Genomic DNA, 21,936 nt, shown 5'->3' with positions numbered 1-21,936 from the left:
CGCAGCAGCGCCTCCTACAACGCGTGCCGCGCCGCCCGCGCAATGCTCTGCGCATCCACCCCGAAGAACCCGCGCAGCGCCGCGCGCGTGTCGCTGCGACCGAAGCCGTCGGTGCCCAGCGTGAGGTAGCGGCGGCCTTCGGGCAGGAAGGCGCGCACGCTGTCCGGCACGGCGCGCACGTAGTCGGTGGCGGCAACGATCGGGGCCTTGCCCTTGCCGAGCTGCTGCGCGATGAACGCGGTGCCAGCCGCTTCCGAATTGGCGCCTGCCAACGCCCGCTGCTCGCATGCCGCGCCGTCGCGCGCCAGTTCGCTCCAGCTCGTGACGCTGAACACCTCGGCCTCGATGCCCTCGTCGGCCAGCAGCTGCGCGGCCTTGACCACCTCGGTGAGGATCGCGCCCGAGCCCATCAGGGTGACCTTCTTCGTGGCTTTTCCCGCTGCGGGCGCATACACGCCGAAGCGGTAGCACCCGCGCAGGATGTCGCCTTCCGCGCCCTCGGGCACGTCGGGCTGCGCGTAGTTCTCGTTCATGAGCGTGACGTAATAGAACACGTCCTTCTGCTCGACCATCATCTCGCGGATGCCCGCGTCGACGATCACTGCCATCTCGCCCGCATAGGCCGGGTCGTAGGCCTTGCAGTTGGGGATGGTCGCGGCCACCAGGTGGCTGCTGCCGTCCTGGTGCTGGAGGCCTTCGCCGCCGAGCGTGGTGCGCCCCGACGTGGCGCCCAGCAGGAAGCCGCGCGCGCGCTGGTCGGCCGCGGCCCAGATGGCGTCGCCCACGCGCTGGAAGCCGAACATCGAGTAGTAGATGTAGAACGGCAGCATCGCCAGGCCGTGCACGCTGTAGCTGGTGGCGGCGGCCGTCCAGCTCGCGATGGCGCCGGCTTCGCTGATGCCCTCTTCGAGGATCTGCCCGTCGGTGGCTTCGCGGTAGCTCAGCACCGAGCCGATGTCTTCCGGCGCATAGCGCTGGCCCACGCTCGAATAGATGCCCACCTGCTTGAACAGGTTGGCCATGCCGAAGGTGCGCGCCTCGTCGGCCACGATGGGCACGATGCGCGGGCCCAGGGCCTTGTCTTTCAGCAGGTTGCCCAGCATGCGCACGAAGGCCATGGTGGTGCTCATCTCCTTGCCGGCCGCGGCGGTCGCGAACTGCGCGTAGCTCGCGAGCTCGGGCTTGGCCACCACGTCGCAGGCGGTCTCGCGCCGCGGCATGGCGCCGCCGAGCGCTTCGCGGTGCTGGCGCAGGTAGCGCATCTCGGCGCTGTCTTCGGCGGGGCGGTAGAAGTCCATCGCGGTGGCCTGCGCGTCGGTCAGCGGCAGGTTGAAGCGGTCGCGGAATTCGATGAGGTCCACGTCGCCCATCTTCTTGTGCGAGTGCGTGGTCATCTTGCCCTGCGCGGCGCTGCCCATGCCGTAGCCCTTCTTGGTGTGGGCGAGGATCACGGTGGGCTGGCCCTTGTGGCGGGCGGCCGCGGCGTAGGCGGCATGGATCTTCACGAGGTCGTGGCCGCCGCGCTTCAGGCGGTCGATCTGCTCGTCGGTCATGCCTTCGGCCAGGCGCGCGAGCTCGGGGTTCTGGCCGAAGAAGTTGTCGCGGTTGAAGCGGCCGTCCTTCGCGGCGAAGGTCTGCATCTGGCCGTCGACGGTCTCGGCGAAAACGCGTGCGAGCGCACCGCTCACGTCCTGCGCGAACAGGCCGTCCCAGTCGCTGCCCCACACCAGCTTGACGACGTTCCAGCCCGCGCCGGCGAAGAGCTTCTCGAGCTCGTCGATGATGCGGCCGTTGCCGCGCACCGGGCCGTCCAGGCGCTGCAGGTTGCAGTTGACCACCCACACGAGGTTGTCGAGCTTCTCGCGCGCGGCGAGCGTCAATGCGCTCATGGACTCGGGCTCGTCCATCTCGCCGTCGCCGAACACGCCCCACACCTTGCGCCCTTCGCAGTTCAGCAGGTTGCGGTGCGTGAGGTAGCGCATGAAGCGCGCGTGGTAGATCGAGCTGATCGGGCCGATGCCCATCGAGCCGGTGGGGAACTGCCAGAAGTCCGGCATCAGGTACGGGTGCGGGTAGCTGCTGAGGCCGCGCGCGCCGCTGCCGTCGCCATTGACGAAGGCCGGCGCGGTGAGCTCCTGGCGGTAGTGCTTCAGGTCTTCTTCGCTCAGGCGGCCTTCGAGGTACGCGCGGGCATAGACGCCGGGCGCGCTGTGCGGCTGGAAGAACACGAGGTCGCCGCGGTGCTGCTCGCTGCGCGCGTGAAAGAAATGGTTGAAGCCGGTCTCGAACAGGTCGGCCGCGCTGGCATAGCTGGCGATGTGGCCGCCGAGCTCGCCGTAGGCCTGGTTGGCCTTGGCCACCATGGCGAGCGCGTTCCAGCGCATCAGCGAGGCGAGCTTTTCCTCGACGGCCAGGTCGCCCGGGAACGGCGGCTGGTCGGCCGCGGCGATGGTGTTGACGTACGGCGTGGCCAGCTCGGGCTGCCAGCCGATGCGCTGCTGGCGCGCGAGGCGGGCCAGCTCGACCAGCATCTGCCGGGCGCGCTGCGGCCCCTGCGTTTGCGCCAGCGCCAGGAAGGCGTCGCGCCATTCGGCGGTTTCCGCGGGATCGGGGTCGTGAGACGACGAAGCAAGCGGCGTGTCGAGCAGCAGGGCGCGCATCTGGTCGGGCGAGATCGGGGCGTTCATATCGGCACTTTAGGCCGCACCCCGAAGAATTAGCTACCGGCGCATGCAAGTCCATGCGCGCGTCGCAGCATAAAATTTTTCAAACTAAATTGGAGACAGCATTTCATGCAACTCGACGCCATCGACCTGCGCATTCTGGATGAGCTGCAACGCGACGGGGCCCTGTCGAACGTGGAGCTCGCGCGCCGCGTGCACCTGTCGCCCTCGCCTTGCCTGGCGCGCGTGAAGCTGCTGGAAACCCGGGGCGTGATCGACCGCTACGTGGCGCTCGCCAACCCCAAGGCGCTGGGGCTGGGGCTGAACGTGTTCATCTCGATCAGCCTGCGCACGCAAAGCAAGCAGTCGCTGGCCGACTTCGAGCAGCGCATCGCCGAGCACGACGAGGTGATGGAGTGCTACCTGATGACGGGCGACCGCGACTACCTCATCCGCATCGCGGTGGCCGACATGGCGGCACTTGAAAAATTCATCATGGAACAGCTCACGCCGATTCCTGGGATCGAGAAGATCCGCTCGAGCTTTGCGCTCAAGCAGGTCAGATACAAGACGGCGCTGCCGTTGCCGACAGCGCCGTCCTGAATCTTCAGCTGCGCCGAAGCGCGAGGCTTACAGGCCGATCAGGCCGCCGTCGTCCTTCGTGATCACCACGGTGGCCGAGCGCGGACGTGCGTTGCCGCCCTGCGGCCAGTGGCTCAGGTACTTGGTCGGATCGCCGATGTCGCTCTTGACGGTGTTCTCGCCCGGGTGCTGGATGTTCACGAACAGCGCGCGGCCGTCGCCCGATTCGGCAATGCCGGTGATCTCGCAGTCCACCGGGCCGACCAGGAAGCGGCGCAGGCCGTCGGTGCCCGGGGCCTTGCCGACGAAGGTCGCCTGCGTGCCGGTGGTGCCGCCGTCGACGTTGGTGATGGTCTTGGCCGCGCCGTCGCCGACCGTGCCCGGCAGTGCCGCGAGCAGCATGCAGTTGGTCACGTCGGTGTACTTGCCGTCGTCCGTCTCGATCCACAGCAGGCCGGGCGCAGCCTGGCTGAACCACATGCCGTCAGGGCTGGAGAAGTCGTTGTCGGCACCGAGCACCGACAGGTTCACGTCGGCCGAAGCGGTCGAGCGCGCGCCGAACAGGTACACGTCCCACTTGAAGGTGACGGCCGCCGGGTCGCCGCCGGTGTCGGCGAAGCGCACGATGTGGCCGTTCGGGTTGCCCTTCTGCGCGGTCTGGGCCACGCCCTTGGGGTCGTTGTACGAGCGCGGGTTGGCCGCGTCGGTGCCGCCCACCGGACGCGCCGTGTTGTTGGTGAGGGTGACGTACACCTCGCCGTTCTTCGGATTCACGGCGGTCCATTCCGGACGGTCCATCCTGGTGGCGCCGGCCGCGTCGGCCGCCAGGCGCACGTTCACCAGCACGTCGGCCGCGTCGGCGAAGGCATAGGTCGGGTAGGCGGCCGTGATGCCGTTGATGCCGAGCTTCAGCTCGAGCCAGTCGCCCGTGCCGTCGGCCTTGAACTTGGCGACGTAGAGCTTGCCGTCGTCCATGTACTTGTCGCCGGCCGCGATGCCGCCGCCCACGTCGGCCGCGTCCCAGGCCTTGGTCGAGACGAACTTGTAGATGTACTCGTTCTGCGAGTCGTCGCCCATGTACCAGACCAGCGGCTTGCCGGCCACGACCGGGCCGAGGCAGGCGCCTTCATGGCCGAAGCGGCCCAGGGCGGTGCGCTTCTTGGGCGTGCTGCCGGGCGTGAACGGATCGATCTCGACCACCCAGCCGTAGGTGTTGGCGCCGTTGCGGAAGTCGTCTGCCGAGGTGGCGCCCAGCACTTCGGTGTTCCAGCGGCCGTAGAGGTTGTCGGGCGTGTCGGGCGTGACGGTGGCCCACAGCTCGCGGCCGGTGCCGGCAACGCCGTAGCGGCCGAAGGCGGTGATTTCCTTGGGCGTGCGGTTGACGTTGTCGTTCGCGGCGATGCGGCGGAAGTAGCCGGCCCAGTTCTCCTCGCAGGTCAGGTACGTGCCCCACGGCGTGGTGCCGTTGGCGCAGTTGTTGACGGTGCCGCGGGTCTTGCTGCCGTCGGTCGAGAACTTGGTCTTGAGGACGTCGGTCCTGGCGACGGGGCCCGAGAAGGTCATCTCGGTGAGCGTGTGGACGCGGCGGTTGAAGGTCGAGTCCTGCTTGTAGCTCCAGGCGGAGCCGGCCTTGTTGACCTCGATCACGCTCACGCCGTGCAGGTAGAACTCGCGCAGCACTTCGTCGGCGACGGTGCGCACGGCGGCGTTGCCGGAGCCGGTGCTGGTCTGGCCGGTGGGGTGCAGGAACACGGGCGTGATGGCTTCGTGGTTCATCACGAGCAGGCCGCGCGCGGCCGCGGCGGTTTCCCACTTGTTCGACGCGTTCATGCCGAAGTAGGTCATGCCGTCGTGGTGGTCGCCGGCGCGGCGGTCGAAGGTGTTGCCGGCGTCGGTGCCGTTGTTCGCATACGCCGACACGCCCGTGGCGATCGGGTCGCCCAGGCGGTACAGCACGCTCGCGGTGTAGCCGGCGGGCACGGCGACGGCATCGGCCAGGGTCTTGCCGACGGCGTTGAAGTTGAGCTTGATCGGGGCCGGCGACGGCGGGGGCGGCGGCGGTGCGGGAGGTGCGGGTGCCGGTGCGGGCGGCAGCACGGGGAAGGCGACGCCGCCTCCGCCACCGCCGCCGCAGGCCTGCAGCAGCGCCGTGCCGGCAGTGCCGACGCCGAGGCCGAACAGGTGACGGCGGCTCAGGCGCGAGGCGATCAGGTCGGTGAACGAGGGGTTCGACGTGGGGTTGGTGCCGATGTCGTCGAGATCGACCGAGGGATCGTCGGAGCGGGTGTTTGCGGTCATGCGCAATGTCTTTCTTCGTGGGATGGAAAGGAAACCAGCCCGCGAAGTTAGGCACTTCGTATGACGCTTCTGTGAATCACTCAGGTTCTCGTCAGGTTGAATCGATCTACCTGACGAGCCTGCGCGCTCAATACGTGATCAGCGCACGGTCAGCCCACGGTCAAGGCGCCGGCAATTGCCGCGGCCACAGCGCCCACAGGCGCAGCGGCTGGTTCATGCTCGCCGCCAGCCGTCCGGCATCGGCGCCGGTGCCCGCGAAATAGTCGGCGCGCACGGCGCCGAGGATGGCGCTGCCGGTGTCCTGCGCCACCACCAGTTTCTGCAATTGCGCGGCCGGTCCGTTGGACGCAAGCCACACCGGCGTGCCATAGGGAATGCTCTCGCGGTCGACCGCAATGGAACGCCCCGCCGTCAGCGGCACGCCCTGCGCGCCGCGCGGGCCGAAGGCCGCATCGACCTCGCTCATGGTCTCTTCACGAAAGAACACGTAGCGCGGGTTGCTCCACAGCAGTTGCGGCACGCGCTGGGGGTTCTGCGCGGCCCAGGCCTTGGTGTCGTCGGGCCACTTGCCGACCTTGCTCACGCCCTGGCTCATGAGCCACTGCTGCACGCTGCGGTACGGCTGCTCATTGGTGGCCGCGAACGCCATGCGCACGGTGTGCTGGTAGCCGTTGGCCTCGGTGATGCGCAGGCGCCCCGAGCCCTGGATGTGCAGCATCAGCGCGTCGATGGGGTCGGCCATCCACGCGATCTCGCGCCCGCGCAGCGCGGCCTGCGCCTCGGGCAGGGTCTCGATTTCCTGGCGCGTGTACCAGGGGCGGCGCGGCGCGAGGCCGTCGGGCGCCTGGTAGATCGGCACGTTGAAGGTGGCGGTGGGCACGCGCGAGGCCTCGTACACGGGCTCGTAGTAGCTGGTGAGCTTGCCTTCGGTCTGGCCGTTGAGCGCCTCGATGCGGTAGGGCTGCAGCCGGTCGGTCATCCACTGGCGCTGCTCTTCGGGGGTGGCAATGGTGAGCTGGCGCACGTCGCGGCACAGCGGCGCAAAAGCGGCGTTGGGGCGCGAGCAGTTCGCCAGCAGCGCGATCCACGCCTCGTGCAGCGGGTCTTCGCCGAAGCCGGGCAACTCCGACCAGCCGACCGGCACCCAGCGGCTCTTGGGGTGCGCGAGCGAACTGGTGAGCGGACCGAGGTCGCGCGGCGGGGTGACGGCGGGGGGGCGGGTGGGCGCATCGGGTGCGCGCGGGCCGGTGGAACAGGCCGCGAGCGTTGCTACGATCACAAGCCCGACCAGCCACTGGAGTCCATTTCTCATGGGTTTGATTCTGCTTGAAGCCCTCGCCGCGGGACTCGTGTTCATCTTGATCATCTGGTGGACCATGTTTTCCGGCCGAAACAAGGGTGAATTGCACGACGAGGACGACGCCGACGGCGGCCGCGATGCCACCGACAGGAACCCACCGCCGAAACCGTGAATTGCTTGTGTAGCCCGACGCCGCGCCGCTCTGTCGGAGAAGCACCTCAATGCTATTACTTTAGTAGCAATCATCGTAGCATTCATGGGCGATTGCGAAGCTTTTCTTATTTTCCATAGGGCTTTCAGGCCGTACCATCGCATGCCCCCCCGGCGCTAAGCTGTGTCCCGCTTGAATCAACCTTGAAAGGGATCGCCATGAAAAAGTTCGTACTTGCCACCTGTGCCACCGCCATCGTCCTGTCCGGCTGCGCCGGCGGCATGACCGACACCCAGCGCAACACCGGCATCGGTGCCGGCATCGGTGCGCTCGGCGGCGCGGCCATCGGCTCGGCCACGGGCGGCAACCGCGGTGCCATCGGCACGGGCGCGGTGGTCGGCGCGGCAGCCGGCGCGCTCGGCGGCTACCTGTGGTCGCAGCGCATGGAAAACCAGAAGCGCCAGATGGAAGCCGCCACGCAAGGCACCGGCATCGCCGTCACGCAAACCCAGAACAACGAACTGAAGCTGCAGATTCCGAGCGACGTGTCCTTCGACGTGGGCCGCGCCAACATCAAGTCGAACTTCGCGCCCGTGCTCGACCAGTTCGCCAACGGCCTGCGCAACAACCCGAACGCCGAGGTGCGCATCATCGGCCACACCGACAACACCGGCTCGGACGCCATCAACAACCCGCTGTCGGTCGAACGCGCCACCAGCACGCGCGACTACCTCGTGGCGCGCGGCGTGAACGCGGCGGCCTTCCGCATCGAAGGCCGCGGTTCGCGCGAGCCGATTGCCGACAACAACAGCGACGCGGGCCGGGCGCAGAACCGCCGTGTCGAGATCTACGTGGGTGAACGCGGGCCGCGAGGCTGATCGGCCACGCCGCAGCACCGCAGCACCACGTCACCCACAGGGAAACCGGCCGCGCCGAAAGGCCGGTTCCCACCGCCATTCCATTGGTCCATAGAGAGGGAAATTCATGAGGAAGTTTGTAGTTGCCAGCGCCGCCGCGGCCGCACTGATGTTCATCGCGGGCTGCGCTTCGCAGTCGACGCCGCCGGCAGCCGCCGCGCCGGCCGCCGCACCGGCAGCGCCAGCCAACAGCTGGACGGCCCGCCTGGCCGCGCTGAAGACCGATCTCGAAGCCTCGACCAAGGGCACGGGCGTGGTCATCGAGCAGACCGCCGACAACCAGCTGCACGTGGTGATTCCGAACGAACTGTCGTTCGACACCGGCCGCTCCAACGTCAAGCGCAACCTGGCGCAGGTGCTCGACAAGGTCGCCGAAGGCCTGAAGAGCGCCACCGCCGCCAGCGTGCGCGTGGTGGGCCACACCGACGCGACGGGCAGCGAAGAAGGCAACGAGCGCCTCTCGGTGAGCCGCGCGGACAGCGTGCGCAACCACCTGGTGGCGCGCGGCGTGTCGACCACGGCCATCACCACCGACGGCCGCGGCTCGCGCGAACCGCTGGCGGACAACGCAACGGCAGCCGGCCGCGCGCAGAACCGCCGCGTGGAAATCTTCGTCGCCGAAAAGGCCTGAAGCGCTTGAAGGGCCTGGGCCTTTAAAGGTCCCTGAGCCGGTTCGCCAATTCGACGGCCGACTTCACTTCCATCTTGTCGAACACGCGCGCGCGGTGGACCTCCACCGTGCGCACGCTGATCGCGAGCTGGTCGGCAATCAGCTTGTTCGGCAGCCCCTCGACCACGAGCCGCATCACGTCGCGCTCGCGGTCGGTCAGCTCGGCGATGCGCTCGGCCAGCCCGCGGCGCAGGCGCTGCACTTCCAGCGCCTGCAGCGACGCATTCAGCGCATGCTCGATGCGGTCGACCAGCGCGTTGTCCGAGAACGGCTTCTCGCAGAAATCGAAGGCGCCGCGCTTCACCGCGTCGACGGCCGTCGGCACGTCGGCATGGCCGGTCAGGAAGATCACCGGCATCGCCGGCAGCAGGCCGCGCTCCACCAGCCGGTCGAACAGCACCAGCCCGCTGGTGCCGGGCATGCGCACGTCCAGCAGCAGGCACAGCGGCTGCTCGGGCAACGGGCCTTGGTCGAGGAACTGCTCGAACGCCTCGGCGCTGCCGAAGTGCTCGCTGGCCAGGCGCCGCGAGCGCAGCAGCCAGGCCAGCGCCTCGCGCACGCTGGCGTCGTCGTCCACGATAAAGATCAAGCCATCGATCAGCGGTTGCATGCCATGAGGTCCAGCGGAAGTTGGGTTGTCTGAAAGCGCCGTCAGCCCGCGGCCGGCAGCGTGAATCGGAAGATGGTGCCGCGCGGCTTGTTCGGCTCGAACACCAGCGCGCCGCCGTGCTGTTCCACCACCGTGCGGCACAGGCTCAGGCCGAGCCCCATGCCGTCGGCGCGCGTGGTGAAGAAGGGCGTGAACAGTCGCTGCGCCACAGCCTCGCTGATGCCGCTGCCCAGGTCGGCGACCGAGAACGCGATCCAGCGCCGGCCGTCTTCCTGCCCCGTGCCGCCCACCGCCACGGCACGCGCCACGCGCAGGCGCAGCACGCGGCTGCCCACGTTGTCGGGGCTGTCCATGGCCTGCATGGCATTGCGCGCCAGGTTCAGCAGCACCTGCTCGACCAGCGTGCGGTCGCACATGGCCGCGGGCAGGCGGTCTTCGAGCACCACCTCGATGATCACGCCGAGCTTGCGCGCCTGAAGCCGCACCAGCGGCAGCACCGCGTCGATCAGCGCCTGCGGCGCCACGGCCTCGCGCGTGCGGTCGCGCCGACGCACGAAGTCGTGCACGCTGCGAATCACCTGGCCCGCGCGGTCGGCCTGCTCGGCGATGCGCTTGACCGCCATCGCCACCTCGCCCTGGTCGCCCTTGGCGTTCGGCCCGAGCAGGTTGAGCGAGCCGCTGGCGTAGCTGGCAATGGCGGCCAGCGGCTGCGTGAGCTCGTGGCTCAGCAGCGAGGCCATCTCGCCCACCGTGGCCAGGCGCGCGCTGGCCTGCAGGCGCTCCTGGCTGGCGCGCGAGAGCTCCTCGATGCGGCGCTGCTCGCTCACGTCGATGAACGCGCTCATCCAGCCGGTCTGCACCCGGTGCGCGTTGATCAGCGGCGCCTCGAAGATCAGCACCGGAAAGCGCGTGCCGTCCTTGCGCATGAAGACCGACTCGAAGCCTTCGCGCGGCGGCATGCCGCCGGCCAGCCGCCTGGCCTGGCGCTGCTGGTACTCGTGCGCCAGCTCGGTGGGCCAATAGGGTGCCTCGGGCGCGTCGGCGCTGTCGGCCATCAGCTCCTCGGGGCTGAAGCCCACCATCTCGCAGAAGGCCGGGTTCACGTAGGTGATGCGGCCCTGCAGGTCGCGCGCGCGCAGGCCGGTGATGACGGAGTCTTCCATCGCCTTGCGGAATGCCAGCGCGTCGGCCAGGTCGCGCTCGGCGCGCAGGCGGCGGCGCGTGTCGCGCGCCAGCAGCACCAGCACCGACACCAGCGCGATCGAGATCGCCGTGACCAGCGCGGTGAGCATGTTCGGGAACAGGTCGGGCGCGGCGCGCCAGCCGTCGACGCGCAGCATCAGCGCGGTGCCGGGCAGGTCGATGAGCTGCTGCGCGGTGAACACCCGCGTGCCGGTGCGCCGCGAGGTGCCCAGCGCCACCAGCCGCGTGCCGTCGGCCTCGGTGAAAGCCACTTCCTGGCCGCGCGTGAGCGTGGGGCCGACCAGCTCGATGAGCGCGTCGCGCAGCGAGTAGCTGCCCACGAGGTAGCCGCCCGCGTCGATCGGCACGCACAGCTCCATCACCTCGACGCCACCGCCGCCGGCAATCGGCACGTAGTGGCTCGGCGAATAGGCCGGCGCACCGAGCTTGCGCGCGGCGGCGCAGGCCAGCGCGACGTCGGACTGCTCGGCGCCGCGGGTCGTCTCGTCGAGGATGCGCATGCGGTAGGGCGTGTTCACGGCCTGCCGCGGGCGCAGCGCGGCGTCGCGCCATTCGAGCCGCAGCCATTCGCGGTGCTCGCGCAGCAGCGCGGCGGCCAGGTCGGGCCACTGCGCGGGATCGGCGCCGGGCGCCTGCGTGGCGCGCAGGCTCTGCGCATTGCGCTGGAAGCCGCTGCGCAGGTCGGAGACGGCATCGGCCGTGTCGCGGTCGAGCGCGGCCTGCACCTGCTCGACCTCGTGGCGGCCCGCGAGCCACACCACCGTGACCAGCAGCGCCGACACCAGCACCGCCAGCAGCAGCCACAGGAACCAGCGCTGCCACAGCGAGCGCAGCCGCGCGAGCGCCAGCAGCGCCCACCGCTGCGGTGCGACGGTCAGCAGCGCATCGGAGGACATTGCTAGAGAACGCAGTGCGACAGCACGGGCAGCTGCCTGCGCGTGCGTGCGACCTGCGCGGCGTCGACGTCGAACAGCACCACGCCCTCTTCGCTGGCCTGTTGCGCCACCACCGTGCCCCAGGGGTCCACCACCAGCGACTGGCCCCAGGTCTGGCGGCCGTTCTCGTGCGTGCCGCCCTGCGCGGGTGCGACCACCCAGGCCAGGTTCTCGATGGCGCGGGCGCGCAGCAGCACCTCCCAGTGCGCCGCGCCGGTGGTGCGCGTGAAGGCGCTGGGCACCAGCAGCAGGTCGGCGCCCTGTTTGGCGAGCGCGCGGTACAGCTCGGGAAAGCGCAGGTCGTAGCACACGCTCATGCCCACGCGCCAGCTGTGGCCGTCGCGCGAAGGCAGCTCGAACACCACGGGCTCGCTGCCCGGCGCGATGACGCGGCGCTCGTCGTAGCGCTCGGTGCCGTTGTCGAAGAAGAAGAGATGGATCTTGTCGTAGCGCGCCACGCACTTCCCTTCGGGCGAGAAGGCCAGCGAGCTGTTGAACACGTGCTCGGCGTCGGTGCTCTCGATGGGCAGCGTGCCGCCCACGATCCACAGGCCGAACTCGCGCGCCGCGTCGGCCAGGAAGCCCTGCACGGTGCCCGCGCCGGCGGTCTCGCGCAGGCCCAGCTTGTCGGTGTCGCGCGCGCCCATCATGCAGAAGTACTCGGGCAGCACCGCGAGCTCGGCGCCGGCCGCGGCGGCCTGCGCGAGCAGGTCGTGGGCGCGTGCGAGGTTCACTTCGCGGGCGATGGCGGACACCATCTGGATGGCTGCGACTTTCATTGGGTGGTCTCCGATTTCCTGCCTTCGTCCGCGGTGGCGGGGCCGCGCAGCCCAGGCAGCCCTGGCAGCGCGGGCAGCCCCGGCGGCAGCAGCTGCAGCGACCGCGGCACCTTCGCTATCTTGGGGTCGGCCCAGCTGCCTTCGATGTGGAACTCCTGCGTGGCGGCCGCCGACAGCGGCTTGCTCAGCACCCATTGGGCCAGGAAGGTGCCCAGGCCGATGGCGGGGTTGATGGCCGTGGCCACCAGCGCGGCCGTGCCGGCGGTGATCTCGGGCACCACCACCACGCGCAGGTCGGTGGTCTCGCGCACGATGTCGGCCGAGCCGTCCATCAGCGCGGCGGCGTTCACGCCCTTCATCTGCAGGTTGTTGGTGCTGGCGATGCCGTTGCTGATCTTGGCGTCGCCGCGCACGAAGTCGAACGCGAAGCCCTGGCTGAACACGTCGCGGAAGTCGAGCGTGAGCCGGCGCGGCAGCGCCTGCAGGCTCAGCACGCCGAGCAGCTTGGCCAGGCCGGGGTCGGCCTTCAGGAACTGGCCCTGCTCCACGTCGACCTGCAGCTGGCCGCCCAGGCTCGGATAGTCGAGCGAGAACGGCGAGCCGCGCCAGTTGACGTCGCCCTCCAGGCGGCCCTTGCCGCGGCGCAGCACGCCCGGCATGCCGAAGCGCGTGAGCAGCTCGCCGGCGTCGGCGATGTCGAGCTTGAAGGTCATGCCGGTGCGGCGCTGGCCTGCTGGACCGCCGCCCGCGCCGGGCGTTCCCGCCCAGGTGCCCTTGGCCGCGAAGCTGGCCTCCGGCGTGGTGAAGGCGAGCTTGTTGAGCGCCCATTCGCGGCCCGCGCCGCCGCGGTTGACGGCGTCGATCTCGGCGCGGCCCAGGCGCTTGCCCAGCAGCTCGAAGTCGTCCACCACGATGTCGAGCGCGGGCAGCGTGTCGGGCTGCTCGTCGAGCAGGGTCTCGACCTGCGTGGCCTCGCTCGGCGCGATCTTCAGCCGCGCAAGCCGCGCGTACAGCCGGCCAGCCTGCGCGTGGCGGTATTCGGCGTAGCCGCTGAGCTCGGTGGCGTCGATGTTGGCGCGCCACAGGGCGCCGTCGCGCGTGCCGCCGAGCACCACGTTGTGCAGCGTGCGGCCCGCAATGGCGAGCTGCTGCGCGCGCACGGCGATGCGCGTGGGCAGGTAGGCCAGCGCGGGGTCGTCGGCGCGCTCGGTGGCTTCCGCGGACGCGGCGCCGCTGGCCGCGGCCGTGGCTGTATCGCCGAGCAGCCCCTGCCAGGCGCCCATGTCGAGCTTGGCGACGTTGATGTTCGCGAACACGCCCTTGTCGGGCAGGCTGGCCGTCTCGCCGGCCGCCAGGCCCACGCCGATGCTGCCGCGCGCCACCCGCACCTCGTTGCCGGCCAGGTCGCGCACGTACTGCACGTTGCCGATGCGGCCGAGGTCGAGCGAGAGCTGGTCCAGCGTGGCGGTGCCCACGGGCATGGTGCCGCCCTGCCTGGCTTCCCGGGTTTCGCGCGCCAGCACCTTCTTCTCGATGCGCAGCGGCATCTGCTCCTCGGCGCTCTTCACGAGCGGCGGCGGCAGCTGCAGCGCCAGGCCCTGCAGGCTGCTGGTCAGCGAGAACTCGGGCGTGCCGTCGCGCATCGAGAAGGTGGCGGCATACGGCGTGCTGCCGGTGGCCTTCTTCGCGAGGCGGGCGAGCCAGTCGACCTCGCGCGCGTTGCGCAGGCCGTCGGCGGTGGCCGTGCCCTGCGCCTTCAGCGCCACCTCGCGGTTGGGACCCGTGAAGCGGCCGCGGCCCTCCAGGCGGATGTCGCCGCCCAGCAGCCTGGCCTGCACGTTGGCCAGCGCGAAGCCGGTCTCGGTGAAGTTGAGCGTGCCCTTGGTCTGCGTGAAGGTCGGCGCCTCGGGCACGATCTGCAGCTCGTTGTCGGCCAGCACCACGCTGGCCTGCACCTTGGCGTTGTCCATGGCCGCGAGCGGCAGCTCGAGGTGCAGCTTGTAGTCGGCCGAACCGGTGGCGCGCGCGCGCATCATGATCTCGCCGGTTTCGCCGGCCAGCGGCGCGCCCGCGCGCAGCACCTCGGCCAGCGGGCCCCTGGCCTGGGCGTCGACGCGCAGCAGCGAGGCGTGGTGCGACATGTCGGCGATCTGCGCCTCGGCCTTGGTCACCTCGACGCCGGACGCGCCCACCAGCCGCCCGCGCGCGTTGCGCACCAGCATGCCGGCACGCTCGAACACGAGCTCGCCCGACAGCGCGGTGAGCGGCGGCCACACGGGCGGGGGCATGCCGTTGCGCGCGGCAGTGGCCGATGCGCTCGAGCTGGCAGCGGTGGTCCCGGTGGTGACCGGCACGCGAGGCGGCGCGTAGGCGTAGTCGACATCGGCCACCTTGGCCACGATGCGGAAGTCGCCCAGCTTCGGGTCCATGAAGGGCATGTCGTGCAGGTCGCCGCGCACGCGGAAGTCGACGCTGCTGGCGGTGCCCTTGGTGACGGCGTTGCGCACGTAGTCGCGCGTGTGCTGCGGAATGTCCAGCGGCAGGTAGCGGAACACGCGCGTGCCGTCGGCGCGGGTCAGCTTGCCCTGCAGGTCGAGCACGCCAGGAAAGCGCGCCTTGCTGCTCGAGGTGGCCGGGTCGCTGGTGCGCCAGCTGGCCTGGGCGTCGCCTTCGGCGTCGGCGTTGGCGAAGCTCAACCTGGACAGCTGCAGCTGGGCGTTGCCCTTGTCGAGCTTCCATTGGAGCTGGGCCGTGAGCCGGTCGATGGGGATCACCGGCTCCTCGAACACGCCGGGGAATTCGAGCGTGCCCTGCGCGATGGCCAGCGCGGCGGTGCCACCGGTGTGGGTGGCGTCGAAGTCGACGGTGGCGCCGCTCAGGCCGGGCGTGCCGGGGTGGACCTTGGGCGGGGTGGCATTGGCGGCGTTAGCCGAGTTCGCCGCGTTTGCCGAATTGCCTGCGTTGGCCGTGGCGGTCGCAGCGATGGTGGTGGGCGTGGCGGTGGTGGTGGTCGTGGCTGGCGCGTCCGTCGCGCCGGGCTGCGAGGCCACGCGCAACCCGCTCACGCGGCCCTTGGCCTGGTAGCGCTCGGGCGCGCCGAGCGAGCCCTGCCAGTTGAGGTCGATGTGCTCGACCAGCCCGCGCGGCGCGTAGGCGTCGAGCATGCGGTGCGTGGCGGCCCCGAGCGGCAGCCGGTCGGCGATGAGCGCCAGCGCGGCCAGGTCGAGGCGGTCGGCGCGCAGCGCGCCGTGCTCGGGCGTGCGGCCCTTGTTGGGGGAGTGCTGCAGCCACAGGTTGCCGCCGGGCCAGCGCATGCCGTCGCTGGTGTCGAACTGCAGCGCGGTGGTCGAGAACTCGAGCGTGTCCGCGGTCAGCTGCCCGGCCAGGCGGCCGGTGACGGCGCGCAGCACCAGCGGCGGCAGGTCCTTGCCGAGCGAGACGTCGACCTTGTCCAGCCCGAGGTCGGCCGCGCCGCCCACGACCTGGCCGTCGTCCACGTCGGCCCACACGCGCAGCGCGCCGTTGCCTTCGCGGATGCGCGCGTCCAGCGACACGTACTGGCCGAGCCGTGTCACGTCGATGTAGGGCAGGTCGGCATAGAGCTGGCCGTCCCAGGTCTGCCAGTGGCCGGTGCGCATCGACAGCAGCGGCTGGCGGAACTGCCCGCGCAAGGTGAAGCGCTCGCCCCACCCGGCCGGCGGGGTGGCGTCCAGGCGCAGGCCGTGGCGCCGGCCGCCGTTGCGCGCGACGAAGCGCACGTCGGTCAGCAGCAGCGGCTCGGCCTGGCGCTGCTCGTCGGTCCAGCGCACGGTGCCGCCTTCGATGACCAGTTCGCGCTGCGCGAAAAACCAGTCGGCGCCGCGGGTTTCTCCGGTCGTGTCGGTCGCCATGTGCAAACCAGCCACATGGAGTTTTCCCTGAGTGTCGCGGCGCACATCGAGCTGCGGACCTTCGATGTAGAGCTGCTCGAGATTGAGCCGCCAGAGCGAGCGCGGCGACACGCTGGCCACCACGCGCACGAGGCGAAGCGCCTCGCGGTTGCCGGCATCCTGCAGCGTGACGTCGCGCAATTCGAAGGCCGGAAAAAGCCCTTCGGAGCGGGCGGTGATCGAGCCGATGCGAACCGGCACGCCGATGGCCTTGCTAGCCTGTGCCTCCAGAGCGCCGCGAAAATCACCGATTCGCGGCACAATCCACGCGTGTAGGACAACGACTGACAGCGCCAGCAGAAGCCATGCAGCGATCAACAGACCCAACAGCCAGCGCGCTGTCACAGCGGTGAATTTGAGCAGACGTGAAGGGGAAGACACCGTGTCGTTCATTGAGGATCGCGCTGTGTCGGGAATTATGACCGCCAGCATTCAGAGGGGTTCCACGGAAACCAGCATCAGTGTGAACCAGTTGCCAGCCACTCCAACGCCAGCCGCGCAGGTCGCGTCGTCTTCCTACTCACGCTTCGTGCAGCGCCTGCGTCGCAGGTATGCGGCCGAGCTTTCATTGCTTCCCCCTGGCGCGCCGCGGCGCGATTCGATGACTGTGGCTTACGAGGCATTGCGCCAACGTGGGGACAGCGTGGGCGATGCGCTTCGGATTGTGCGGCAGCTCGTGATGGAGCGGCTTGTAACTCTTGATTGCGACGCGCAGGCGCCGCTGGCCGTGGTGACCACGGCCGTCACCGAACTCGCCGAGTTCGCGCTCGACATCGCGTGCCAGGACGCCTGCCACGAACTCGACGCGGTGCACGGCGCGCCGCTCGGCCCCGAGGGCCAGCGCTCGCAGCTGTGGATCGTCGGCATGGGCAAGCTCGGCGCGCGCGAGCTCAACGTGTCGAGCGACATCGACCTGATCTATCTCTACGACGTCGACGGCGACACCCAGGGCGACGCCGTCGGCCGGGGCAAGCTGTCGAACCAGGAATACTTTGCGCGCGCCGTGAAGCGCATCTACGCGCTGGTGGGCGACACCACCGAGCACGGCTTCGTGTTCCGCGTCGACCTGGCGCTGCGGCCCAACGGCAACTCGGGGCCCAGCGTGGTCTCGCTGGACGCGCTGGAGGAATACTTCCAGGTGCAGGGCCGCGAATGGGAGCGCTTCGCCTGGATGAAGAGCCGCGTGGTCGCCCCGCGCGACATCGTGCTCGCCGGCCAGGCCCAGGGCCTGCGCGGCGCGGTGCTGCCCTTCGTGTTCCGCCGCTACCTCGACTACAGCGTGTTCGATTCGCTGCGCGTGCTGCACCGGCAGATCCGCGAGCAGTCGGCGCGCCGCAGCGCGGGCCGCCCCGAGCGCGCCAACGACGTGAAGCTGTCGCGCGGCGGCATCCGCGAGATCGAGTTCACCGTGCAGCTGCTGCAGGTGGTGCGCGGCGGCCAGTTTCCCGAACTGCGCACGCGGCCCACGCTGGACGCGCTGCAGCGCCTGGCGCGCGCCAACCTCATGCCGCAGGAAACCGCCGATGCGCTGGCCTCGGCCTACGAGTTCCTGCGCCGCGTGGAGCACCGCATCCAGTACCTGGACGACCAGCAGACCCACGTGCTGCCGGTGGCCGACGACGACCTGCGCTGGATCGCCCAGACCATGGGCTATGCCGACTGCTGCCCGTTCCTGGCGCAGCTCGACACGCACCGCGAGTTCGTCGCGCAGGAGTTCGACAAGCTGCTCGGCGGCGAGAAGCCCTGCAACGGCAAGTGCAGCGGCAAGAAGGCCGCCGCGCCCGCCGACCTGGCCGACCTGCTCGACGACCTGCCCAGCGCGTTCGCCGAGCGCATCCGCGACTGGTGCGAACAGCCGCGCGTGCTGGCCCTGCGCGAGGAAACCCGCGTGCGGCTTCGCCAGCTGGTGCAGCGCACCGGTGTCTGGCTGAAGGAGCCCGACGGCGACGGCGAAGGGCAGACGCCGCGCCACGTCGATGCCGCGCTGCGCTGGGCCGACTGGATCGAGCCGCTGATGCGCCGCGAGAGCTACCTGGCGCTGCTGGTCGAACGCCCCGCCGTGCAGGAGCGCCTGCTGCGCCTGCTGGGCTCGGCCAAGTGGCCCGCGCGCTACCTGATGCAGCACCCGGGCGTGATCGACGAGCTGGCGAGCGACGAGATGCTGTCGGGCCGCTTCATGGCCGCCGAGTTCGAGCGCGAGCTCGAGGCGCGCCACGCCTCGCTCACCCGCACCGGCGAAGCCGACGAGGAGCGCCTGCTGAACCTGCTGCGCCACGCGCACCACGCCGAGGTGTTCCGCACGCTGGCGCGCGACGTGGACGGCCGCATCACCGTGGAACAGGTGGCCGACGACCTGAGCGCGCTGGCCGACACCACGCTGCGCGTGACCGCGCGCTGGTGCTGGCCACATGTGCGCAACCGGCACCGCGAGGTGGCGCAGTTCGCGATCATCGGCTACGGCAAGCTGGGCGGCAAGGAACTGGGCTACGGCAGCGACCTGGACATCGTGTTCGTCTACGACGACGACGACGAGCGCGCCGGCGAGGTCTACGCGGCCTACGTGCGCAAGCTGATCAACTGGCTCACGGTGAAGACGCGCGAAGGCGACCTGTTCGAGATCGACACGGCGCTTCGGCCCAACGGCAACTCGGGCCTGCTGACCACCAGCTTCGAGGCCTACGAGAAATACCAGCTCGGGCGCGGCAGCAACACCGCGTGGACCTGGGAGCACCAGGCCATGACGCGCGCACGCTTCGTGCTGGGCAGCGAGGACCACGGCGCCGAACTGGGCGCGCGTTTCGACCAGGTGCGCGAAGCCGTGCTGGTGGCGCCGCGCGACCGCGAGGCGCTGAAGGCCGAGATCATCGCGATGCGCAACAAGCTGCGCGGCGCGCGGCCGGTGAAGGCCGACCGCTTCGACGTGAAGCACAGCCCCGGCGGCATGGTCGATGCCGAGTTCGCGGTGCAGTTCCTGGTGCTGTCGTCGTCGGGCGATCACCCCGAGCTGATTCCCAACGTGGGCAACATCGCGCTGCTGCTGCGCGCCGAACTGGCCGGCCTGCTGCCCGAAGGCGTGGGCCGCAGCGCCGCACGCGCTTACCGGGAACTGCGCCGCGTGCAGCATCGCGCGCGCCTGAACGAAGAACCGACGCAAGTCACCCCGCCCGCACTGGCCGCCGAGCGCGACGCCATGCTGGCGCTATGGAAGGCAGTATTTGGCTGACGGCATCCGCTCCCCCATGACCACCGCGCTGGCCGCCTGCGCGGTGGCCGTCGCCGTCTTTCTCGCGGGTTGCGCGAGCGGTCCGCGCGGCGGCGGCGGCGGCAGCAGCGGCGGTGGCGTGGCCAGCGGCCGCGACGGCCCCGGCGCGAACATTCCGCCGAACCTTGCCAGCGTGCCCGACGCCGAGCCCCGCATCGAACCCATCCGCACCAGCGGCGGCACCAGCAAGCCGTACGCGGTGCTGGGCCGCGGCTACGCGCCGCTCACCGACGACCGGCCGTTCCGCGAATCGGGCATGGCCTCGTGGTACGGCACCAAGTTCCACGCGGCCTCGACCTCGAGCGGCGAGCCGTACGACATGTACGCCATGACGGCCGCGCACAAGACGCTGCCGCTGCCGAGCTACGTGCGCGTGCGCAACCCGGCCAACGGGCGCGAAGTGATCGTGCGCGTGAACGACCGCGGCCCCTTCGTCGACGGCCGCGTCATCGACCTGAGCTACACGGCCGCGCTGAAGCTCGACCTGCTGCGCGGCGTGGCGCCGGTGGAGATCGAGCGGATCACGAACGAGGACATCCGCACAGGCGCCTGGCGGCGCGAGTCGGACACGGTGTATGCCGCTGCACCAAGCGCAGCAGCTGCAGCGCCGCTGGCCGTTCCCGTGCGCATGCCGCCCACGCGCGTGGCGAGTTCACAGCAGCAGGTGCAGGTACCGGCCCAATGGGCGGTACCGGTTGCGGCCACCTACAACGACATACCGCCGCCGGCCTCGACGATGCCGGTCGTGCCGCAGACGCCGATGAGCACGACCACGACCACGCCGCCCAACGGCGGCGCGGAATCGGCGCAGTGGCCGCCGTCCACTCCGCCGTCGCGCCCGGCCATCGTGGTGAACGAGCTGGCGCCGCTGGAAGCCGCGCCATCGTCGCCACCGCCGCTGCCGCCCGGCGCGCCCGCACCGTCCACCGCCTTGCAGGGTTTCTGGGTGCAACTCGGCGCGTTCCGCGAAGCGGACGGCGCGCAGACCCTGCTGAACCAGGCCGCGCGCGGCCTGCCGTCGCTGGCACCGCAGTTGCGCGTGTTCAGCGAGGCCGGCACGCATCGGCTGCAGGCCGGGCCCTTCCCGTCGCGCAATGCGGCCGGCGAAGCGCTCGCGCAGCTGCGCGACAGCCTGCACATCTCGCCGATGGTGGTGGAGCGCAAGTAGGCCGAGGTTCGGCGCAGCGCAGGCTTCAGGCCAGCGGCTTGACCGGCACCGGCAGGCGCATGCCGACGTTCAGGCGGTTCCAGGCGTTGATCTGCGCAACGGCCACCGACAGCTCGGCGATTTCCACGTCGCTGAAGTTGGCCTTCAGCGCGGCGAATTCCGCTTCGCGTTCGTCATGGCTGTCGGCCAGCCGCGTGAGCGACTCGGCCCAGGCCAGCGCGGCGCGTTCGCGCGCGTTGAAGAAGCTCACTTCGCGCCACGTGGGCAGGCTGTTGATGCGCTGCCACTCCTCGCCCTGCGCGCGCAGGTCGCGCACGTGCATGTCGAGGCAGTAGGCGCAGCCGTTGATCTGCGAGACGCGGGCGAAGACGTAGTCGACGAGCACCTTGCCGAGCGTGCTCGGCTCGAGGGTGGTGTTCAGCGACAGCAGCGCCTCGAAGGACTTCGGGACGAGCTTGAACCAGTTCAGGCGTGCAGTGGTGTTCATGAATTGCTCCAGTGGGTTGCGATGACATCTGCTTACCCAATGAAGACGGGCGACCTGGCCGCCCTGTGACACGCGCGCGATCTATTTCGAGGAAAGAAGCTGCGCGATGCGCGCGAGCTTGTCGGGGTTGCGCTGCACGCGGATGCGCACGATGCGGTCGTTCTCGATCTCGAAGGTCTGGGCCGATTCGAGTTCGCCGTCGATGAAGCGCAGCATGCCGGGCTCTCCGTTGATCTCGACGATGTCCATGTGCACCGCCGGCCCCATGCGGCGCCACAGCGAGAAATAAAGCTGCGCCAGGCGCTGGCTGCCGCACAGCACCTTGTCGAAGGTCTGCACCTTGCCGCCGCCGTCGCCGATGAGTTCGGCGTCTTCGCTCATCAGCGCCTTCAGCTCCTGCAGGCTGCCGCGCGCCGCGGCGTCGGCAAAGGCGCGCAGCAGGCGCTGGTGGGTCTCGCGCGGCACGCTGAAGCGCGGGCGCCCTTCCTGCACCTGGGCCTTGGCGCGGTGCACCAGCTGGCGGCAGGCCGCCTCGGTCTTGCCGAGGGTGCGGGCCACTTCGTCGTAGTCGGCGTCGAACACCTCGCGCAGCAGGAAGGCGGCACGCGCCTCGGGCGCGAGGCGCTCGAGCACGGCCAGGAAGGCGACGGAGATGTTGTCGGCGCGCTCGAGCAGCTGTTCGGGCGTGGCCGGGGAGTCGGGCATGCCGGTCAGCGTGGGCTCGGGCATCCAGGCGCCGATGTAGTGCTCGCGCTGGACCTTGGCGGCGCGCAGCCGGTCGATCGACAGCCGGGTGACCACGGTCACGAGCCAGGCTTCGGCGCTGTCGAAGGTGTCTTTGGCGGCCTCGTGCCAGCGCAGCCAGGCGTCCTGCACGACCTCTTCCGCCTCGGCCATGGAGCCGAGCATCCGGTAGGCGATGCCCTGCAGGCGCGGGCGATGGCGATTGAAGGTGAGGGTGGCGTCGTCCATTGGGGGTAGA

15 protein-coding genes are annotated in these 21,936 nt (G+C 70.1%); 6 read left to right on the top strand and 9 right to left on the bottom strand.

The features are described from left to right. Positions 1 to 14: 14 nt before the first annotated feature. Positions 15 to 2,687, bottom strand: coding sequence for an alpha-ketoglutarate dehydrogenase (gene mdeB / locus BM013_RS18190; RefSeq protein WP_093129034.1), 2,673 nt, complete (start codon positions 2,685 to 2,687; stop codon positions 15 to 17). A 105-nt stretch (positions 2,688 to 2,792) separates the two neighbouring features. Between mdeB and BM013_RS18185 the strand changes: the two genes are divergently transcribed. Beyond that, complete coding sequence (locus BM013_RS18185) at positions 2,793 to 3,266, top strand: Lrp/AsnC family transcriptional regulator (protein ID WP_093129033.1); 474 nt, start codon at positions 2,793 to 2,795, stop codon at positions 3,264 to 3,266. Positions 3,267 to 3,293: 27 nt separating this feature from the next. Here BM013_RS18185 and BM013_RS18180 read toward each other — a convergent pair whose 3' ends face one another. Both BM013_RS18180 and BM013_RS18175 read right to left on the bottom strand, forming a co-directional pair. After that, on the bottom strand, positions 3,294 to 5,543 hold the full coding sequence (locus tag BM013_RS18180; RefSeq protein WP_093129032.1) for a PhoX family protein: 2,250 nt from the start codon (positions 5,541 to 5,543) through the stop codon (positions 3,294 to 3,296). Between the two features lie 160 nt (positions 5,544 to 5,703). After that, positions 5,704 to 6,855 (bottom strand): murein transglycosylase A, encoded by a 1,152-nt coding sequence (locus tag BM013_RS18175; RefSeq protein WP_093129031.1) that lies wholly within the window; start codon positions 6,853 to 6,855, stop codon positions 5,704 to 5,706. On the opposite strand from BM013_RS18175, the gene BM013_RS41260 reads away from it, so the two are divergent. The 3 genes from BM013_RS41260 (at position 6,854) to BM013_RS18165 (ending at position 8,542) form a co-directional block, all read left to right on the top strand. Continuing rightward, positions 6,854 to 7,015, top strand: a complete 162-nt coding sequence (locus BM013_RS41260) for a hypothetical protein (RefSeq protein WP_177206529.1) — start codon at positions 6,854 to 6,856, stop codon at positions 7,013 to 7,015. The two genes, BM013_RS18175 and BM013_RS41260, sit on opposite strands and share 2 nt — an antisense overlap. Positions 7,016 to 7,212: 197 nt before the next feature. Further along, positions 7,213 to 7,872 (top strand): YiaD family glycine zipper/OmpA-like lipoprotein, encoded by a 660-nt coding sequence (locus BM013_RS18170; protein ID WP_093129030.1) that lies wholly within the window; start codon positions 7,213 to 7,215, stop codon positions 7,870 to 7,872. Between the two features lie 106 nt (positions 7,873 to 7,978). Then, on the top strand, positions 7,979 to 8,542 hold the full coding sequence (locus BM013_RS18165) for an OmpA family protein (protein ID WP_093129029.1): 564 nt from the start codon (positions 7,979 to 7,981) through the stop codon (positions 8,540 to 8,542). 22 nt (positions 8,543 to 8,564) lie between these two features. Here the strand turns inward: BM013_RS18165 and BM013_RS18160 are convergent, their stop codons facing one another. The 4 genes from BM013_RS18160 to BM013_RS18145 are packed head-to-tail and all read right to left on the bottom strand — an operon-like array spanning position 8,565 to position 16,430. Next, complete coding sequence (locus BM013_RS18160) at positions 8,565 to 9,191, bottom strand: response regulator transcription factor (RefSeq protein ID WP_093129028.1); 627 nt, start codon at positions 9,189 to 9,191, stop codon at positions 8,565 to 8,567. Between the two features lie 41 nt (positions 9,192 to 9,232). Beyond that, a complete protein-coding gene (locus BM013_RS18155; RefSeq protein WP_093129027.1) occupies positions 9,233 to 11,290 on the bottom strand; it encodes a two-component system sensor histidine kinase NtrB in 2,058 nt (685 codons plus the stop codon). A 2-nt stretch (positions 11,291 to 11,292) separates the two neighbouring features. Continuing rightward, the gene (locus BM013_RS18150; RefSeq protein WP_093129026.1) at positions 11,293 to 12,108 is read right to left on the bottom strand and encodes a carbon-nitrogen hydrolase family protein; all 816 of its coding nucleotides are present in this window, start codon (positions 12,106 to 12,108) and stop codon (positions 11,293 to 11,295) included. Next, a complete protein-coding gene (locus BM013_RS18145) occupies positions 12,105 to 16,430 on the bottom strand; it encodes a YhdP family protein (RefSeq protein ID WP_093129025.1) in 4,326 nt (1,441 codons plus the stop codon). The genes BM013_RS18150 and BM013_RS18145 overlap by 4 nt, the downstream gene beginning before the upstream one ends. A gap of 25 nt (positions 16,431 to 16,455) precedes the next feature. Here BM013_RS18145 and glnE point away from each other — a divergent pair, with 25 nt between their 5' ends. Both glnE and BM013_RS18135 read left to right on the top strand, forming a co-directional pair. Continuing rightward, positions 16,456 to 19,260, top strand: coding sequence for a bifunctional [glutamate--ammonia ligase]-adenylyl-L-tyrosine phosphorylase/[glutamate--ammonia-ligase] adenylyltransferase (gene glnE / locus BM013_RS18140; RefSeq protein WP_093129024.1), 2,805 nt, complete (start codon positions 16,456 to 16,458; stop codon positions 19,258 to 19,260). Next, entirely contained in the window at positions 19,253 to 20,467 is a 1,215-nt protein-coding gene (locus tag BM013_RS18135) for a septal ring lytic transglycosylase RlpA family protein (protein WP_093129023.1), read from the top strand. Before glnE ends, BM013_RS18135 begins: the two co-directional genes overlap by 8 nt. 25 nt (positions 20,468 to 20,492) lie before the next feature. Here BM013_RS18135 and BM013_RS18130 read toward each other — a convergent pair whose 3' ends face one another. After that, positions 20,493 to 20,954: a carboxymuconolactone decarboxylase family protein gene (locus BM013_RS18130; protein ID WP_093129022.1), complete on the bottom strand. Its 462-nt coding sequence runs from the start codon at positions 20,952 to 20,954 to the stop codon at positions 20,493 to 20,495. Between the two features lie 81 nt (positions 20,955 to 21,035). Next, a complete protein-coding gene (locus BM013_RS18125; protein ID WP_093129021.1) occupies positions 21,036 to 21,926 on the bottom strand; it encodes an RNA polymerase sigma-70 factor in 891 nt (296 codons plus the stop codon). Positions 21,927 to 21,936: the final 10 nt, after the last annotated feature.

Source organism: Variovorax sp. OK605 (genome assembly GCF_900115445.1).
Lineage (GTDB): Bacteria > Pseudomonadota > Gammaproteobacteria > Burkholderiales > Burkholderiaceae_C > Variovorax.
This window is presented reverse-complemented; position numbering and strand designations above follow the sequence as displayed.

Bases quoted from the DNA above. Each gene is read 5' to 3' on its own strand.
- BM013_RS18130 (WP_093129022.1), bottom strand. From the start codon at position 20,954: ATGAACACCACTGCACGCCTGAACTGGTTCAAGCTCGTCCCGAAGTCC.
- BM013_RS18150 (WP_093129026.1), bottom strand. From the start codon at position 12,108: ATGAAAGTCGCAGCCATCCAGATGGTGTCCGCCATCGCCCGCGAAGTG.
- mdeB (WP_093129034.1), bottom strand. From the start codon at position 2,687: ATGAACGCCCCGATCTCGCCCGACCAGATGCGCGCCCTGCTGCTCGAC.
- BM013_RS18125 (WP_093129021.1), bottom strand. From the start codon at position 21,926: ATGGACGACGCCACCCTCACCTTCAATCGCCATCGCCCGCGCCTGCAG.
- BM013_RS41260 (WP_177206529.1), top strand. From the start codon at position 6,854: ATGGGTTTGATTCTGCTTGAAGCCCTCGCCGCGGGACTCGTGTTCATC.
- glnE (WP_093129024.1), top strand. From the start codon at position 16,456: ATGACCGCCAGCATTCAGAGGGGTTCCACGGAAACCAGCATCAGTGTG.
- BM013_RS18170 (WP_093129030.1), top strand. From the start codon at position 7,213: ATGAAAAAGTTCGTACTTGCCACCTGTGCCACCGCCATCGTCCTGTCC.
- BM013_RS18180 (WP_093129032.1), bottom strand. From the start codon at position 5,543: ATGACCGCAAACACCCGCTCCGACGATCCCTCGGTCGATCTCGACGAC.
- BM013_RS18160 (WP_093129028.1), bottom strand. From the start codon at position 9,191: ATGCAACCGCTGATCGATGGCTTGATCTTTATCGTGGACGACGACGCC.
- BM013_RS18175 (WP_093129031.1), bottom strand. From the start codon at position 6,855: ATGAGAAATGGACTCCAGTGGCTGGTCGGGCTTGTGATCGTAGCAACG.
- BM013_RS18145 (WP_093129025.1), bottom strand. From the start codon at position 16,430: ATGAACGACACGGTGTCTTCCCCTTCACGTCTGCTCAAATTCACCGCT.
- BM013_RS18185 (WP_093129033.1), top strand. From the start codon at position 2,793: ATGCAACTCGACGCCATCGACCTGCGCATTCTGGATGAGCTGCAACGC.
- BM013_RS18155 (WP_093129027.1), bottom strand. From the start codon at position 11,290: ATGTCCTCCGATGCGCTGCTGACCGTCGCACCGCAGCGGTGGGCGCTG.
- BM013_RS18165 (WP_093129029.1), top strand. From the start codon at position 7,979: ATGAGGAAGTTTGTAGTTGCCAGCGCCGCCGCGGCCGCACTGATGTTC.